Source organism: Bacteroidota bacterium (assembly GCA_041658205.1).
Lineage (GTDB): Bacteria > Bacteroidota > Ignavibacteria > UBA10030 > UBA8401 > UBA8401.
Genome location: JBBAAO010000001.1, coordinates 357,531 through 375,896 on the forward strand (window position 1 = coordinate 357,531; position 18,366 = coordinate 375,896).

At 36.5% G+C, this 18,366-nt stretch carries 16 protein-coding genes; all 16 read left to right on the forward strand.

Features of this window, described 5'->3' with window-relative positions:
• The first annotated feature begins 113 nt into the window (after window positions 1-113).
• Window positions 114-1,253, forward strand: coding sequence for a hypothetical protein (locus WDA22_01470; GenBank protein MFA5832121.1), 1,140 nt, complete (start codon window positions 114-116; stop codon window positions 1,251-1,253).
• Window positions 1,246-2,622 (forward strand): metallophosphoesterase, encoded by a 1,377-nt coding sequence (locus tag WDA22_01475; GenBank protein ID MFA5832122.1) that lies wholly within the window; start codon window positions 1,246-1,248, stop codon window positions 2,620-2,622. The genes WDA22_01470 and WDA22_01475 overlap by 8 nt, the downstream gene beginning before the upstream one ends.
• A gap of 10 nt (window positions 2,623-2,632) precedes the next feature.
• Complete coding sequence (locus WDA22_01480) at window positions 2,633-3,766, forward strand: hypothetical protein (GenBank protein MFA5832123.1); 1,134 nt, start codon at window positions 2,633-2,635, stop codon at window positions 3,764-3,766.
• 540 nt (window positions 3,767-4,306) lie between these two features.
• Window positions 4,307-5,533 carry a hypothetical protein gene (locus WDA22_01485; protein MFA5832124.1) on the forward strand — a complete coding sequence of 409 codons (1,227 nt, stop codon included), beginning with the start codon at window positions 4,307-4,309 and terminating at the stop codon, window positions 5,531-5,533.
• A gap of 13 nt (window positions 5,534-5,546) precedes the next feature.
• Window positions 5,547-6,020 (forward strand): NUDIX hydrolase, encoded by a 474-nt coding sequence (locus tag WDA22_01490; GenBank protein MFA5832125.1) that lies wholly within the window; start codon window positions 5,547-5,549, stop codon window positions 6,018-6,020.
• Window positions 6,007-6,750, forward strand: a complete 744-nt coding sequence (locus WDA22_01495) for a hypothetical protein (GenBank protein ID MFA5832126.1) — start codon at window positions 6,007-6,009, stop codon at window positions 6,748-6,750. Before WDA22_01490 ends, WDA22_01495 begins: the two co-directional genes overlap by 14 nt.
• Before the next feature lie 46 nt (window positions 6,751-6,796).
• A complete protein-coding gene (locus tag WDA22_01500; protein MFA5832127.1) occupies window positions 6,797-7,414 on the forward strand; it encodes an HIT domain-containing protein in 618 nt (205 codons plus the stop codon).
• Between the two features lie 152 nt (window positions 7,415-7,566).
• Window positions 7,567-7,866, forward strand: coding sequence for a hypothetical protein (locus tag WDA22_01505; GenBank protein ID MFA5832128.1), 300 nt, complete (start codon window positions 7,567-7,569; stop codon window positions 7,864-7,866).
• Window positions 7,867-7,895: 29 nt separating this feature from the next.
• Window positions 7,896-8,939 (forward strand): SIR2 family protein, encoded by a 1,044-nt coding sequence (locus WDA22_01510; GenBank protein ID MFA5832129.1) that lies wholly within the window; start codon window positions 7,896-7,898, stop codon window positions 8,937-8,939.
• A 13-nt stretch (window positions 8,940-8,952) separates the two neighbouring features.
• On the forward strand, window positions 8,953-10,704 hold the full coding sequence (locus WDA22_01515; protein ID MFA5832130.1) for an ATP-binding protein: 1,752 nt from the start codon (window positions 8,953-8,955) through the stop codon (window positions 10,702-10,704).
• Between the two features lie 17 nt (window positions 10,705-10,721).
• On the forward strand, window positions 10,722-12,092 hold the full coding sequence (locus WDA22_01520; GenBank protein MFA5832131.1) for a hypothetical protein: 1,371 nt from the start codon (window positions 10,722-10,724) through the stop codon (window positions 12,090-12,092).
• Between the two features lie 23 nt (window positions 12,093-12,115).
• Window positions 12,116-13,453 (forward strand): hypothetical protein, encoded by a 1,338-nt coding sequence (locus WDA22_01525; GenBank protein MFA5832132.1) that lies wholly within the window; start codon window positions 12,116-12,118, stop codon window positions 13,451-13,453.
• Complete coding sequence (locus tag WDA22_01530) at window positions 13,450-13,800, forward strand: prepilin-type N-terminal cleavage/methylation domain-containing protein (GenBank protein ID MFA5832133.1); 351 nt, start codon at window positions 13,450-13,452, stop codon at window positions 13,798-13,800. The genes WDA22_01525 and WDA22_01530 overlap by 4 nt, the downstream gene beginning before the upstream one ends.
• On the forward strand, window positions 13,800-14,285 hold the full coding sequence (locus WDA22_01535; protein MFA5832134.1) for a hypothetical protein: 486 nt from the start codon (window positions 13,800-13,802) through the stop codon (window positions 14,283-14,285). Before WDA22_01530 ends, WDA22_01535 begins: the two co-directional genes overlap by 1 nt.
• 4 nt (window positions 14,286-14,289) lie before the next feature.
• Window positions 14,290-15,411: a type II secretion system F family protein gene (locus tag WDA22_01540; protein MFA5832135.1), complete on the forward strand. Its 1,122-nt coding sequence runs from the start codon at window positions 14,290-14,292 to the stop codon at window positions 15,409-15,411.
• 58 nt (window positions 15,412-15,469) lie between these two features.
• Window positions 15,470-18,340: a two-component regulator propeller domain-containing protein gene (locus WDA22_01545; GenBank protein ID MFA5832136.1), complete on the forward strand. Its 2,871-nt coding sequence runs from the start codon at window positions 15,470-15,472 to the stop codon at window positions 18,338-18,340.
• Window positions 18,341-18,366: the final 26 nt, after the last annotated feature.

Genomic DNA, 18,366 nt, shown 5'->3' on the forward strand with positions numbered 1-18,366 from the left:
ATTGTGATTGAAACTATTACCATGCAGGTGGCTATGCATCTGCAAATAATGATCCTGTTGCCACTATTAAATTGAGCTTATGATTGTCAATAATAAATCACTCGGAGGTATTAATGGAATCATCTCTTTTGAGCACTATATTGGGATTGGCGGGAACGTTTTTAGGCCTGGCAATTGCTGTGCAGATTTTCCAGGAAATGTATAAGTATATCACCAGCAGTAAAAGCCGAGCTTATACTAATGCCCTAACTGATTTTCTCGGTCCTTGGTCGACGCTTTTCTTCCAACCCTCCATTGTTAGCGACTTTCAGATGAGGTCTCCCTTCCAACTTTTTAAAATACGCCCAAAGGGCTCTTTACTTCCCCTTGAAAAAAATCAGTTGATTGAAGGATTGGAAAAAACCGTTCCCCCTTGGATTAAACGAACGCTTGACCACATCACCGCAGAATCAACGATGCAAAAAGGAACACCATCGAGCGCTTCACCGCAATGGAAACAGTTTCTTACTGAACTTGGCCGGGCAGGGACAGCTTCTCCCGGTTATTGGAATGCGCATCGCGTTGTTCAATTCTTGAAGGAATGGGAACACACTGTTCCGAGTTCTAGCAAGACAAAATCTCTTTCAATTGGAACAATAAAATTACCGCAAGTGATCGACGCTTCCCGGATGCTTATCGCCTTTCGTGCACATTTTATGCAGCACGTCGATGAAGTGGATAAAAATTTTTCACGGTTGCAGACCAATTACGAATATTCCTACCGCCGTCGTAATACTCGTCAAACATTTATCTTTGCTATTCTACTGGCTGTCGGTTGCAATCTACCGATAGATGTTCTCTACCGGAAAGCAGCAGCAATGTCCCCGGAGGAGGCAGCCAAAGTAGCTGAATATGCTATGGATGTGTATCAACGCAGAACAACAGAGACATCCAAAGAAGCGAAACCGGAAAGTACATCGGTTTATAATCCGTCCGAAAGTTTTGAAGAGGCAATGAGGCTTGTATCAGGTGAGGCGAATTCAATGCCGGTTAATTATCTTCTTGACTGGTCTGAAGTGGAGAAAATGTGGGATCACGGTTCAACGAACGGTGTACAAAACATCCTCCGGTATTTCTTCGGCTGTTTTATTACGGCACTGATGATTAGTTTTGGGGCTCCATTTTGGAATGATTTGAGCTCATCGCTGCTGAACCTGCAAAAAGGACAGAAGAAACCGCAACCGGTAAAAGCAAGTGAGGATACTAATGGCTAAGATCATATTTCCTAATCCAGCAGAACTCCGCGGTCCCGGATTTTGGCTGCAACCAAAGAATTGGTTGGCAGCACGTCGAAAATATACGCGTCTTGATTATTCCGGAGAATGGAGAAAAACGTTTGGAGAGCCTAATCCTGCCGATAGATCTGTTCCCTTTACGAATCTATTACAAGAAGGGAAAAACGTTTCCGAAGGGTTTCGTTTTATTGTCGTGGGAGATACCGGAGAAGGAGACAATTCACAATATTCACTAATACCCCTCTTCCGCACCCTACAGCCGGATTTCATGATCATTAACGGAGATATTGCGTATCCCGCAGCAAGAATGGACTCAATGGACCGTGATACAAACGACTTTATTGCCGGTTTTTTTGAGCCATACCGGAACCTTCAATGTACCATCTGGTCGACTCCCGGCGATCATGAATATTTTTCTCCTCATAAGGGGAAAGAGTATTACCATCTTTTTTGCACTCACCGCTTTGATCGCTTGTGGGAACGGTACGGATTGCGTCATGTGCCCCAGCCCGGAACCTTTTGGGAGTTGCGCGATAATTCTGGCGCCAGCAATCTGGTTGTGCTCGGTCTCGATACGGGGATGAAAGCCAATATGGACGACAGTAATGACTGGTGGCAAATTTGGAAACGACACATTGAACCTGATCACGAACAGCACGATTGGCTTGATGGCAGATTAAAAGAGGCAACCAAAGCAAACGCGTCGGTAATAGTCCTCTTTCACATTCCAGCCCTTTTAGAGGAAAATCACAAGGAAAAATATTTGACCACTCTGCATAAAATAATAGCACAGTACAAATGCATCCGATTAGTTGTGTGCGGTCACGAACATAACTTTCAATATTATTCGCCGGATACGTTTCAGAGATATTTAACGACTGAGCATTTGCGAAATAATGGAACAGCTGTATCAGCACCTCACTATGCCATTGCCGGAGGTGGAGGTGCCTATCTGGAAAGTACCGATTATAAAACAGGCAGCTATCAAAGCATCCGTTATCCCGATGCTAAATTGTGGTCTGATATTTCATCTCGAGGAAGGAAAATTATTGCAGCATTGAACATGCAGAAAACCCTAATGCATGATATTACCGAGAGCTTTGTCCGTTCTGCCGTAGAAGACGGAGATCTGTCGATGTATTTAAGTTTTTTAATGATTGATGTGAAAACAAATCCTCTGACAAAAAAAATGGAGACGAAAGTAACGCCTGTTTTTTTGGACGATTTAAATACACTCTTCGCCCATCTTTCTGATGAAACGACTGTAGATGTCACGATGGCGAATCCGCCCATCGATCCCACTGCACTGCAGGATTGCATTAAAACTAATCTAGCATTTCAATTGTGAAAGGATGTTTATGCCGATACTTCACATCGATGAACATATTGACATGCATGTGCATGTAGGCCTTCTTGGGGATCAGTGGGGTGGATTGGGAAAAATGTCTGATTGGTTCACACGGCAACCGGTCTTCAAAATATTTTTATTATATGCGCGCATCGACCCTGATATTGTATGCGATCAAGTGCTGCATGAAAAAACTATTGAAACAATCAACACCAGCACATTGGACCGCGTGGTTTGTCTTGCACTAGATCCTGTATTTGATATCAGGGGAAATGAGAGAAAAGAGCTCTCCCACATGTGGATCGACAATGCATATATCCAAAAATTGCAAAAGGATGCTGGAGAAAAAGTGTTGTTCGGCGCTTCGGTTCATCCGTATGATCCTAAATTTAAAAAACGTATAGCTGCGTGTGTTGACCAGGGAGCTGTGCTGCTGAAATGGCTCCCCTCCGCACAACAAATAAATCTGGCGGATGAAAGGGTAGCGGAGGCGATGAAATTTCTTGCAACTGCAAAAAATGGTAAGCCGTTGCCATTACTGCTGCATGTCGGTCCAGAATATGCAATTGAGTCCTCGGATCAGAGAACAAAATCCTATGATTTCTTGACTTGGGGCTTTACCGATAATGTGAAAAATTGGTTTTTGGGCCGAGATAAATGGTTTGTACCAGAAGTGGAACAAATACGATCAAATATCCGAACTGGGCTTGATGAAGGAATGACAATCATTTTTGCTCATTGCGGGCTGCCGTATTTTGCGTCGGGTATTGCAGGGAAATTCCTTGAGCATTCCGATTTTAACGAAATATCAGAATATCTAAATAACAACAAGGTAAAATCATATAATGGCCAATGCTTTGCCGACGTCTCTGCGTTTTGCACACCGTTCCGACAAAATTATTTTGAGGATGTAGCTAAATTGCCATCAGAGTATCTGATTTTCGGAAGTGATTTTCCAACTCCGGCATTCGAATTAACATCTGATATCCGTGAGAAGTTGGAAGACTTAAAAGCCATTCTTAAAGGAGAGTTCGACAGGATCATTATACCTCAGGATAACCTTCTGGATGTTAATTATCGTGAGTTAAATCATGCGTTTCCCGGACATGCAATGTTTACAAACTTCAGCAAATTGATCAAGTGAGTAGAACATTGAATAATTGCATTCAGATTTTAGCGTTCAGCAGTCAACATGTAATAAAAAAATGATTTAAAGTTTTTACTGATTTTAGCCAAGAGTTTTTTGTCTCAAATTGTCAAAAAATGCAATATACGTGCTTACGGTCTTGCCAAAGCTAGATTAAAAGATTACAATGTTTCACTTATAATCTACGAATTAATTGTAAGCCACTACAAAGTATTGTTGGCTGTAGTGACGGTTAGTTTTTCTGATATTGTGTATCGGGAATTATTATGAAGAGTTTTTTATTCTTACTTCGATTTTGTTGTTGAATTATCTTATGAAGACCAGCTCAGAGCCTAAGATGTTGTCGAAGAACAACTGAATTTTTGGGTTGACTGTATCCGCAACGTGTTTGTCGAAGTATATTCGCTTTGATGGCCCAACATATTGGAAGAGTAGTTACCGACATCGCATTAAGTTATTGCTCTAAATCCTGTTGCAAAATAGTTTCAATAGTAAACGAAATAAAGAACCGATAGACAAAGGAAAAAAACTGCTGTTATGAAAAATAAAATTGACAATTTGCTAAAAAATCTCTCCAATAGTTTATTGCAGTACGCACAACTCCGAGATATTGAAAAATTAGTAGGTCAGTTTTGGGATGAAGAAGGAATATCGGAAGCACAATATGGTATTTACGGCATGAGTAGTTGGTTGATTCTTTCTTCAGATTTATCCTTTCAAAATATATCAGCAGAACAACTTGCTAGATATGATCATTTAATTAATAACTGCAAATTGAAGTTAGCAAGTTGGATATTAATAGATAATCCTGCAGAAAACGAAAATAATTTAAAACAGATTGTTGAATTAAAAACCGTAATTCCAAAAATATGCTTCGCATACTTTGCATTATCAAAATGCAATGACTGTGATCGCCCAAAAACAATTTTATTAGAAAGATTAAGGAGAGGATTTATTGATTCACAAGGTTCTTGGGGAGAATTGATAAATTCACCGTTTGGTTCACCTGTTGTTACAGCAATGGTATTACGATGTGTAATTAATGATCACAATATTTCCAGAGAAATAATCGAAAGTGCGATAAACTATTTATTAATGCATGTTGAGGATACAGAGAATACCTATTTACAATTGTATATTTATAATACTTTAATTCTATTGCCAACTTTGAAGGTAAATAATAGAAAAAATGTAGAACACAAAATTAAATTCTGTATTAAGTCACTTCATTCAAAAGTGTATTATAATCCAGTGCAATTTCCTAATCCTACAAATGTAGATTACCACGACAATGGCAGAACTCGATATTTTAGATTGCCAAGTGATATAATTTTATTAGAATCTTTGATTTTATTATCACCCTATAACTTATTATTTATTCAGACATTAGTGGGATATAAAGTATTCATGTCCCTGAATAAAAATATAGATGGTAATTTATTTAAAAATGATACGAGCGGACACAGAGCTGGAGGAGGATACTATGTTTATGCCAAATCTGTTATTAAAACTATGAGTGATGTACCAAAAATTAAATCAAACATATTGATTAAAATATGGAGCTGGTATAAATACTCATACACATTTGGTCTCGATTTTTCATGGAATGTCTTGATATTTTATGGTTCTTTAACGGTGTCGTTGTTTTTCCATTACTATGGGTATGACTGGTTGAGAAATATATTTTTTGGAATATTTATAAAAACAGTTCTTGATGCGTTTAAGAGCCTATATAATTTATCAAAAACAAAAATTGAACCATAATAAGGAGTGTATTATGATCAAAGAATTTTATTTTGCCCAAAAAGCATTTATAACTAATGAAGGAAGATTATTATTGATTAAAAAATCTGAGGCAGATCCAAATCAGGCTAATAAATGGGAAGTGCCGGGTGGTCGGATGAAATTCGGTGAAAACCTTGAAGAGCACATTAAAAGAGAAGTCAAGGAGGAAGTGGGAATTGATATAAAAGTAGCAGAACCGTTCTATTTGTGGCAATGGATAATTCAAAGAAAAAACAAAGAAGGCGTGGATTTACAGATGCAGATAGTAGCAGCTGCAAGTCTGTGCTATGCCAATACAACAGAAATATCTTTTTCAAAACATGAGGAAGATGATTATATATCCGAGTATGCGTGGGTGCTGTTTGAAGAAATAAATAAGTATGATGTTATTGAGAATATGAAGCCAGTAATTAAAAAATTTATTGAAATAAACACACATCGACATGAAATAAATGATACCGAATAAATGGAAGAAATATCAATTATTAAGCCAATTTGGTCTCACTTCGAGTAGTTACTTAGAACGAGCAATAAAAAGATATTCAAAAGACAAACTCCACAAAGTTGCTAAATATGTTAGTACAATATTTTTAGACAATATAACCAATTCGAAAATAGCAATAATTAAATTTGTCACTTTGGATGGTTATGGTCAACTCTATAATCTCAGAGTTTCCTCTCCCACCTCTGTAGTCGATCTTAAAAAAAAAATACAAAAAATAACCAGTATTGATGTAATCGAATATTGGGTTTGCTCAGTTAATGTTGAAAAAAATAAGGGAAATTTCAGTGGTAGATATTTAATAGATTTTACAAATACCCTTGTCGAAGTTATCGAAATAATATGGTGGACAAGTCCAAGAATGCTTGAAGGGAATCTCGAGAATAAGAACTTTCCCTATGCAAGATTAAGAAGAGAAGATGGGCAACTCCAATTTAAAATTGAACAAACTATTATATCGAACTATGAAAATTTAGATACAGTAGACGTTCGAAATTGTATGTACGCAGTTATAGAATTAATTAATCGCCAAAAAGACAAATTGTACGCTTTTTGTGAAACTGTTCAATCAACCGATCTGACAATCGTAAGTTTTGAATTTAAGTTTGAAAAAGGTACGGGACGGTTTATTGATTGGGATACAGCTTATGATGGGAAAGTTATTAATAATGTTTACTTAAATGACTATAAATAATAATTGCTTATTTTGTTCAATAGTAGACTACTCAAAAAAAGAAATAATGGTAGAAGATACTATTTTATTTGAAACAGATAATTATTACGTCAAGCCCGCATTAGGTCAATTTGTGGAAGGATATTTACTAATTGTTTCAAAAAGTCATATTCCAAGTATTTCTCACTTAAGTGAAAATCAGTTTACTGAACTTATGAATGTAGTTACCCATTTAAAACAATTCATGATTGATGTTTACAAAGGATCCGTTACAATATTTGAACATGGTATTGTGAATCATTCTTACAATGCCGGTTGTTGTATTGATCATGCGCACTTGCACATGTTACCATTTGATTATGATTTACATGAAATAATATCTAAAGAATTTCCATATGCCAAAATCAATTCGATAATTGATCTAAAACAACATTTAGTAGATGGCATGTCGTATTTATACTACCATAATTGTTATGGTGTTGATTATACATATTATATTAGCAAACACATAGAATCACAATATATGAGACGAAAAATATGTGAACGCTTAAATATTTCTGATGAATATGATTGGGCTGTATTTCCGTTTAGAAATAAAATTAAAATATTGATAAAAAAATATCATGCATATTTTCAGTCTAAGTTGATTGATAGAGATGAATCCACTCCAGAAGTGTCCGACTAAGAAATGAATAAATTCAACTGGTTGGCGAATTAAGATATTAAAAAATGTGATTGCTGATATGCAAATAGTTGATTAGTCCTATCAGTCTATAACTAATTGTCTACGCTCTTCGTGAAAGTCTTGTAAAGATGGCAATTCTCAAGATGTCAAATGTGGCAAAACAGAAAGCCGTGCAGCGTGTGTATGGCTACCTATCCGGAAATGGATACAACAACAAGATCAATGATGTAGTTAATCAACTGATGGATCTTGGCAAAGATTTAAAAGTAGAGATCACATCCCACAAACGAATATGGCAAAAAAGATATCATTTATACGAAGGTGTATTTATCGACATATCAACGATTGATTATAAATTAAAGGATCTCGTGCAAAATCGCATCGAAGAAAAACAATCATTGTTGATGCCTAGTAAAAATCAATATATAAAAATTGATGAATTGGAGGGGTAAATTAATAATCAAATTAAAAATAAAATTTTATGAAATTGAAAGAAAAAGAAGATTTACTTAAAAATGCATTCGAGACAGTACAAAAATGTTTCCAGTCATTTCCTGTAATTGTATTGGGTAGTGGGCATTCCTGCGGATATAAAATTCCCGGGATGGGACTTCTTTCAGATTTTCTTATTAAAGAAGTCGAAAAAGAGGTTCTTGATAAAGATAAGAAAGTATGGGAAACTCTTGAACAGAAAATTAAATCAACAGATTTGGAATCATCTTTACAAGAATTACAAATAAGTCAAGAATTATCAAATTTAATTATTGAAAAAACATGGAAATATATATACCCGTTTGATCGAAAAGTTTTAACTAAAGTTATTTTAAATCCCAGTTATTTGTCATTATCTAAACTCTATAAGCATCTTTTTAATAGCACTCGAACACGAATTCAGGTAATTACTCCAAATTATGATTGTCTTGCTGAATATGCAGCAGATGCAGTAGGCTATGCTTGGTCAACAGGATTTGGAAATGGTTATATCGGAAATAACTACAGTAACAGTAAACTTCAGTTTTATAAAAATAGTAGCTTATTAAGAACAATAGATATTTGGAAGGTTCACGGTTCCTTAGATTGGTTCGCTTCGAAAGATGGTTCCGTGTATTATTTACCAGCAGTGACAAAAAATCCAAAAAAATATTCTAATGTAATTGTAACACCAGGCATCGAAAAATATAAAAGAACCCACGAAGAACCATTTAGGTCAATATTATCTGGGGCTGATCATGCGATTGAATCTGGTGAGAGCTTTATATGCATTGGGTATGGATTTAACGACGAGCATATTCAGCCTAAATTAATTTCGAAATGTAAAAAAGAAGATAAACATATTGTTGTAATTACTAAACAAATGACAAAGGCAGCACAAACAGTTTTATTAAAAGGTGGATGTAAAAACTTTGTTGTTTTCGAAGAATATAGTAAGGGCACTAAAATGTATTCTCCAAAGTATTTAGCTGGGATTGAAATTCCTGGTATAAATCTATGGAGCCTTGGTGAACTTCTGGCAAAAGTAATTTAAAAAGGAGTCGAATATGCAAATATTTAAATATAAAGATGAAGAATCTCTTGGTGCAGTATCATCAGTCGATACAGGAACAGTAATAATTAAAGTGGCCGATATCGAAAGACTTCGACGGATGCAGGTAAATCGACTTGTAGTATTACAAAGTAGTAAACCTGGACAACATTTAATTGGACTTGTCCAAAAAATCACTAGGAACAGCTCAGATAAGGATCAATCGGGTCAAATTGAAGTGGATGAACTTGAATTAGGTTCATTACAACCACAATTGAATTTGGTAAGAGCAGTTTTAATAGGAACACTAATTGATAAAATTGGAAAAAAAGAAAATGTTTTTAGAAGGACTCTTGAAACAGTTCCTGAAATAGATGCAAAGTGCTTTGCTGTCGAAGGTGACGTCCTGACTTCTTTTATGAGAGTTATTTCAAATGTTGCTGGAGAAGGGCAAAAACTTTCGTTGGGACAATACACCCTAGATGAAAGTGCGGATGCTTTTTTAAATGGTAATAAGTTCTTTCAGCGACATGCAGTAATAGTTGGAAGTACGGGTTCTGGGAAGTCTTGGACTACGGCGAGGGTAATTGAACAGGCGGCAGAATTACCAAGTGTAAATGCATTAGTATTTGATGTTCATGGAGAGTATGGACCAATGAAATCAGACGGAATTAAACACTATCGAATAGCAGGTCCTAGTGATCTTGGAAGTGGTAAGAGTTTAGATGACGGAATAATGTATCTTCCTTTTTGGCTTCTGGGATATGAAGCTTTGATTTCAATGTTGGTTGATCGAACAGATCAAAATGCACCAAATCAGTCAATGATTATTTCGAGAACTGTTGTCCAATTAAAAAAGAAATATTTAGAAGAAAAAAAACAAAAAGATATTCTTGATAATTTTACGATTGATAGCCCCGTTCCTTTTTCTCTAGAAGAATTGTTGGAAGAACTTAATCGATTAAATACTGAAATGGTAACTGGTTCGAGAGGCGAAAAACAAGGGGATTTTTATGGAAAATTGAGTCGGATGATTGCAAGGCTTGAAAATAAATTAACTGACAGACGTTTGGGTTTTCTTTTTCAAGTTCCCGAAGATGCATCTCAACTTAAATGGTTGGATAATTTATCAAGAATGATGTTTTCTGGAACTAGTCTACAAAAAAACAAAAAAGGAGGTATAAAAATTATAAATTTTTCTGAAGTCCCATCTGATATTTTACCACTTATAGTGAGCTTAATTGGTAGGATTGCGTTTTCTTTACAACAATGGACTGTTCTAGAAAAACGACACCCTATGGCACTATTTTGTGATGAAGCACATATTTATATTCCCGAGAGATCTGAAGGAGATTCGTCAAATGAAATTGCGGTGAGAATCTTTGAAAAGATTGCCAAAGAAGGGCGTAAGTATGGAGTAGGTCTTGTTGTAATTAGCCAACGCCCCTCTGAAGTTAATCATACTGTTTTAAGTCAATGCAATAATTTAGTTTCAATGAGATTAACGAATGCTGAGGATCAATCTGTCGTAAAACGTCTATTACCTGATAGTCTTGGCGGATTTAGTGATATTTTGCCAGTGCTTGATACAGGGGAGGCTTTAGTTGTTGGTGATGCTAGTTTGCTTCCAAGCAGAATAAGAATTAAAGAACCAAATTCTAAACCAAATAGTGGTACTGTGGACTTTTGGGATAAGTGGGCAGAAAAAAAATATGATGATGGCATTAATGACGCAGTTATTGCTTGGAGAAAACAAAATATTCAATGATTCACGAGAATTAAATTATGTCAGATGAAACTACTTATAGAATATCTTCAATTTTAGGTAGAGAACCAATCTCAAGAGCTTTATACGATTCTATCTCTGCTGGATTGAACTCTCCTAACGTACATTTAGCTCGTAGTACCTCCGTTTGGGATGTTTTTGACTACTCGTTAAAATCTGCAATTCGTGATATTGAATCACATCCGCGAGGATATTTATTTCGAAGATTAATTGAATACGGACCGCACAATCCTGAAAAAAGGAAAACGACAAATAGCGATGGCAAGACAGTGTTGTCAGACACTGAATTGGGCTTTGCCATTAATGTTATATTTTTTTCAATAATAAACCGATTCAAAGGAGAACTTGCAGAGTTACTTTCGATCAAACCGTGTGTCGAACTTCTAAACAATTTAATCAAGTCTGGAGAATTTGAAAGCACTGGCCAATTATATTTTGGAGACACTATTAAAGAACGAAGTCGTAAAAAGATTACAGGTAAAGAGTTTGGAGGGTATACGAAGGGGGCAGATGGATTAATAGTTTCCACTGGAGTTGCCAAATCTAATGGCAGAGATATTTCTGTAGATGGGGTCATTGAAATTAAATCAATGAAATTGTCAAGACGGAAACTTCTTGAGCAAATTCAAAGACATATTATACGGTTAAAGGGTGGATTAAAACTGCAAGAAAATGAATACCATAAGAACGAAATTAAAGTTGATCCATCAAAAGTAATTAAAATTATTATAGAACCCTCACAATGGAAACTGAATAGGGAATGGAGAAGAATAAAAACAGACAACGGAAGTAGAATAGAGTTTTGGGAATTAGATGAGCCGGATGAACAAGATGCAGCTGTTCAAATAAATAAAAGGGTGTGGAAAATAACATTAGGCTGGTCTGAAGAATCAATTGAACAAGTGGCATATGATATGACATACTGGTATATGTCTCAGGTCGGAAAATATATTTATTCTTCAAAGGACTTCCCTAAAGGTTGGGAGGGTATGTCACCAGACGAAGCAGGGTATAACGCAATAAAAATGATGTTGTATTACGCTCCGTTACGACCGTTAAATCGAAGAAAACAACAGCGAGCTATTAAACTTTATAATGCATATAGTTTTAATTATATCTGCGCTATTGATAACAAAACAATGATTTGGCCAGAAGATTTTGCAAGTTACAAGATTACAGAGGAGGTATTAGAGAGATTGAAAATAGAGAAAGTGCCAGATAATGTTATTGGACTTCTACAAAAAATGTTGAACCAAAGTATTACAGGCGTCAAGAATTTGAAGAAACAACTTGTGAAAACTATCGGTAAGGAAAAGTTTATTATTTATAGAACATTGATTCTAAAATACTCGGAGTACTTTAATGGATAATAATAACAGACAAAATTCCTTCATTGTATACTATTAAAAATATCATCCGTAATGAATTTGGCTTTGCCCTTCCATCTGTATTATTCATCGCCACAATCCTTACCGTTTTAATCTTTTCTCTTATTGTCCTTCAATACCTCCGCACAAAAGAAACGTTGATTGATATTGCCAAGGTAAAAGCAATGAACGCAGCAACAAGCGGTATCGAAAAAGTGATCAACGAGGTTGAAAAATTCGGCAGATATAACAGCGAGTCGACACTGTCACATTTCCAATTTACTTTTGATGATGGTGGGGAATCTTCTGTTGATGTTATTCCGTGGGGCGGATATTTGTTCGTCCAAGCAACAGGGCGATCCGGAAAAATAAAACACGCCAAAAGCGCATTAGTCGGTTATTATCCTCCGAAAGAATTTTCCAAAGCGTTAATTTTTGATAATCAGGAACATCAATTAATCTTAACTGGCAATGTAAATATCACTGGCGATGTGGTGGTGGGTAACCGGGGTGTTACGATTGGAACGTTAAGGAATTACCAAACACCTCGACGGATTCCCATTGAAGGAAATATTACACGTTTGTCTTCTTCAGGAGCGTATTATTTTAATATTTCAGATTATAGTAAATCAATTCAAAAAACGGAACGCTTAATTCAAGAGCAAAATAGTGAAGTCTTTGTTTCAGGGAACTTACTAACACTCGAAAATATTCCTGAAAATCAGAACATTATCAATATTAACGGCAATTGTACTATTTCAGGCGTGTTGAAAAGAGCAAAGGGAATTGTCCTCATTAAATCAGATGGGAATATCACGATAACTAACGGGACAGACATTAATGGTTTTGTTTTATTCAAAGCAAAAGGGAAAATAGTTGTTGAAGGTAACACACGGTTAAATAATGTCATAGTAATCAGCGAAGATTCCATTGCAATTAAATCGAATGCATCAATCGCAGGTCAGATTTTCGCCCCGAAGATCTCCATCGAATCTCAAGTACGAGTAACATATCCTTCTATTGTGTGCCTAACTCCCTCAAAAAAAAATGGTGCTTTATTAGTGCAAACGGGTGCTATCATAGAAGGAACTGTGTTAATTTCAACTCAAACCAAAACCTCTCAAATATCGTTTGAAAGCGGTTCATCCGTCTATGGTGCTCTTTATTCTGAAACAAATATTGATTTTAATACCTCATTATTTGGGACGTTGATTACAAAAGACTTTCAGTTCTACGACGCACCAACACAATATTATGGATGGATGAGAAGCGGTGAGATTAATCGCAAAAAACTGCCGGATGGATATATGATCCCTTTTGGTTTCTCGACAGCGTCTCATTTAGGAATACTTGATTGGCAATGAGAAAAAATTCTTTAAAAGGTGAGTCAGGTTATACACTGGTGGAAACACTTGTTGCGATGTCAATTTTTGTTCTGGTGTTGTCTGTGTTCTTCACATTTTTCGTAAAGATATTATTTAATGAAAAAATCATGGAACAAAAAAAAGGTTTATTACTCGGTCAATCGAATCTCATACTGCAATCAGAAGATTTAGTCCTACAAGATTCCAGGGCAATAATAGATAATATGATCGTCGATAAACACTATGTTAAAGATGGAAGGTTAGTAACGCTGGTTGTCTCCGTTCAAAAGCGGGATGACAATAAAGAAATTGTCAAACTATCAAAATCATTTCTCATCGGGAAATAATGTTGAAACGACTAAAAAATGAACAAGGGTTTACGATACAAGAACTTGTTGTTGTTTTGGCTGTGGGATCATTGTTATTTATTTTTTCAAACATTACTTTTTCATTTATCCAAAGAACATACTTAACTTGGACAGGAAGAATAGAGCAGCAGGACGATTTGGTACGGACTTCTCTGCAAATGACGAAGGATATACAGCTATCTGAGGAAATTCTTGCTCAGGATGATTCCACCCTGATCCTTGTAACCGCAGGAGAAGATACAATTGAATATCATATTCGGTCTGGCCTGGTTTTTCGAAACGATATGATGATACTCAAGTCTGATTCTCTTCGACTGACCGTTCAAGCTTATGCCGATTCTGCATCAGCGAAACAAAAAATTGATTTGCATTTATCGGGGAAAAGTCCTAATTATACTACGGTAAAATCAACAAGTGAAAATCTCCGGGGGGAGAAACAACGATTTAAGCATCATCTATTTTAGTAGTATGGCGTATAAAGACTTTACCCTGGAAAATAGCACTGCGAAAACACCTATATTAACATCTTTTTTCACCTCTTCCCAAATCTTCTCATCAGTTTCTATTCGGCAAAAATTGGATTTTTGCACCCAATTATCATTTATGCTTGGGGCAAAAATATCCATTCAACGGGCTCTGGAAATTTTTATTCATCAATGCCAGCATCCGGGGATGAAGAACATCGCCTCCGATATCTTAGCAGAGGTGAAGCGGGGGAATCCGTTTTACAAAGGATTAGCGAAACATCCAAAAACGTTTGATAGTCTCTTCATCACAACGGCTGAAGTCGGTGAAGAGAGCGGGAAATTGAGTGAAGTATTAGCAGATTTGGCAAAGTATCTTGAAAGAGTGGTAGAGTTTCAGAAAAAGATTCAGCAAGCGTTAATGTATCCGGCGCTGGTTATTCTCGTAGCTATTTCCGCCATTCTGTTTTTGCTCCTCTTTATTGTCCCTTCATTTGAAGAGATGTTTAAGAATTTTCAGGTCCAACCCCCTCTCATAACTCAAATTATTGTTGCTCTCTCCAATTTCCTGACAGAGAATATTTTTACCATCATTATCCTTGGTATCGTCAGTGTTTTAACCTTGGTTTGGTTCGGAGGAAATGATACGGTAAAGAAGAAAGCTCAGTCCTTAAGTTTTTCGCTTCCGTACATCAAGAAGATATTATTGCTCATCACTGTGGCAAGATTTTGTAGAACGCTTGGGACTTTATTGCAAGCGCAGGTTTCATTGATGGACTCATTAAAAATTACGGAGAGAATATTTACCAACGAAAAAGTGAAATCGGAAATTCAAAGTATCACAAAAAAGATACGGTTGGGAAAAAACATTTCATCGTCTGTTGTGAGTTCTTCACTATTTCCGCCAATGGTATCACAAATGATAGCAGTAGGAGAGGAGACAAGCGATCTTGATAAAATGCTCCTCCACGTTGCAGAATATTATGAAAAAGAAATGGAACGAATTGTCGATACCATCTCAACGCTTCTTGAACCGATCATTATCCTAATTTTAGGTGTGTTTGTGGGAGGGATATTGATTGCAATGTACCTGCCAATGTTTGAGATTATGAATGTGGTGAACTGATCTGTGAATACATTAAATCTCAACACCGTAACACATAAAACAAGTAATTCTGCACGCTATGTTGATTAACGTCAAAAAATATTTCTTGCTCTGTGTGCTTGCGATATCAAGCCAAACATCGTTTGGACAAGTTGGAAATTATCTTGAAGAATGGCGTTGGGTGCATTTCACAAAAGAGGATGGACTTCCTTCAAATATTATTTTTGATGTTGTCGAATCTTCCGACGGCGGTGTATGGGCATCAACCTTATCCGGTATTGCATGGTATGATGGTTTTCGTTGGAACAAAATTGATTCGGCGATGGGGCTGCCGGAAGTACAGCCACAGAAAATGTGTATTAACAGTTCCGGAATGTTATCCGTCGTTATCAATGGAAAGATCTATGTCGGGAATAAAAATGGATTTCAGAAGATCGATATCCCTGAAGATATTGCGATAATGGATTCGCGTATCTTTGCGGCAAACTATCGAAGTGATTCATTAATGATTATTCAAACGACAATAAAAATATCGGAAACATATTTTTATTCTCACGGAGGAGTTAGTAAATCCCACGCAAAAACCCCTACACCGGTGACTGGCTTATGGTGCACAAAAAGCGGACGAATCATCATCAATTCTCACAATGGATTGTTTTATTGGAGTGAAAACAGCTGGAAAAATATTTGGGATTACGAGACAACTCACGAGAGATTTATCCGTTCTGTTGTTGAAAATGAGTCGGGATACGGAGCCATTACTATTGATTCCCCTAAAGAAGAAATTGGCGTATGGCAATATCAAAATAGGAAAAGATATTACCAACATTCTTCGCAAATATACCAGCCGGTCCGAACGATTGATATATCGAATGATGGTAATATCTTTGCGGTGTTTGAATCGGGAGATGTAAAAGAAAAAGGAAAAAATGATTGGATGCAGATTACACCGGTTCCAAAACAGCTTACCGGTGTTTTATTTGTCAAATATCGTTCCAATAACGATCTCTGGGTAGGGACGGATCATGGATTATTCTTACACCGCACCACTGGCTCTCCGTGGACAATGTTGCGTCACAAGGATCCTGATTCCCGAAATATTGTGATGGAAATATTTAAGGATCGTAAGAATACCATTTGGATTGGGACGGCGAATGGACTTGAAATTCGTGAACCTGGAATGCCCGTACGATACATTTCTCACATCCAATCAAAACCACTCGGACTTATTACCGGTATTAATGAGGATGAACAAGGGGTATGGATTTCCAGTGGGGCAAATTTTGAAGGAGCATATTGCTTTAATGGGAAGTTCTGGAAGCATTACGGAAGAGCTGAAGGATTACATGCGCAACGAGTTCATAAAATCAGAAAAGATTCCAAAGGGAGATTATGGTTTTTAGGTTTAGGTGCTACGGAGAAGGATAAAGATCCCGGTGCTTTTGTTTATGAAAAAGGAAAATTTAAAAATATAAACGTCGATAATGGGTTGCTTCATAATCGTGTCTACTCATTTGCCGAAACGAAATCTGGATCGCTTTGGTTTGGAACGTCGAATGGTCTCAGTAAATATGATAACGGTACATGGAAATATTGGAAAACACCCTCCGAAAGATTTTACGTATTAGAAATTGATAAACAGGATAGAGTCTGGTTCTCAAACTTCAATTCAAAAATAGGGTTTATAGACGGTAATGATTCAATGCAGTTTGTATGGAATGTGAATGAAGAAAATTATTACAGCCAAAAGGTGTGGGATATTCAAAGTGACGAAAACGATGTTCTCTGGGTCGCAACAACAAAGGGTTTATTTAGTTATCAAGACTCTATATGGACACACCTCAATGCTGATGCCGGTGCGAGTTTAAGGGAGTTAAGAGTTGTGCTTCCAATAAAAGACAAAGTGTGGGTCGGCGGACATGGATCTGGAATAGGAGTTCTTGACAGATCGTTAACGAATATTCCTCTTGAAATACATATACGAAAGCCAATAAATGAGGAATCCCATACACATTTTGAATGGTCAGTGGCGGCGCATTGGGGTTTAATAATATCCCAGGATATTGAAACTAGGTATTGTATCACTGGAAAAGGATGGTCTCAATGGACTAAAGATAGAAAATTGTCCATTGCAAATTCCCTGTTTGGTCGTCTTACATTGAAAGTGCAAGCAAAACATCCATATAGTTCGGAAGTTCAAAGTGAAGAAGTAATCTCATATTATATCCAGCCCCCATTTTATTTGTCCCCAGCGTTCATTTCAGTCAATGGAGCTGTACTCGTTGTGATATTGACGTTGGTGTTAAGGAATGAGCGGCAAAAAAAGATCTATGAATTAAAGGTGCAAAGAAATAGCGAAAGAATATCGAGCGATCTTCACGATGAAATTGGGAGCAATCTTGGAACTATTGCGCTACTCAGTCAACGACTCTTTCATGATAAAAATCTGACCCGAACAGCGAAAAATGATCTTTCGTTGATCACCAAAACCTCCCTTGAAACGGCTAATTATTTGCAAGACATCGTATGGTACACAGACCCGAAACACGATACTTCGGACAATCTTGTCTATCACTTAAAAGAAATAGCAGAAGTAATGTTGAAAGGAAAAAAAATATATTTGCATATTTCTGGCGATGCCAAGGATTTAGATTCAAGAATTGTTATTCGTCGGAACATCTATCTTATTTTTAAGGAAATTCTACATAATATTATTAAGCATTCAAATGCAACAACGGTCGAAATTATCTTTTTTAAAAATATCGACTCTTTTGGAATTGATATAAGGGAGGATGGCGTTGGGTTTGATATAACAAAAATAAAAAGGGGAAATGGCCTTAATAATATTGAACTTCGAGCGAAAGAAGTAGGGGGAGAAATTATTATTCACAGTATTCCTGAAATAGGAACAAGCATTTCGGTCACATTTAAAAATCACGTGAATACGTGACAGTACCAGATTAAACAATTATTTAT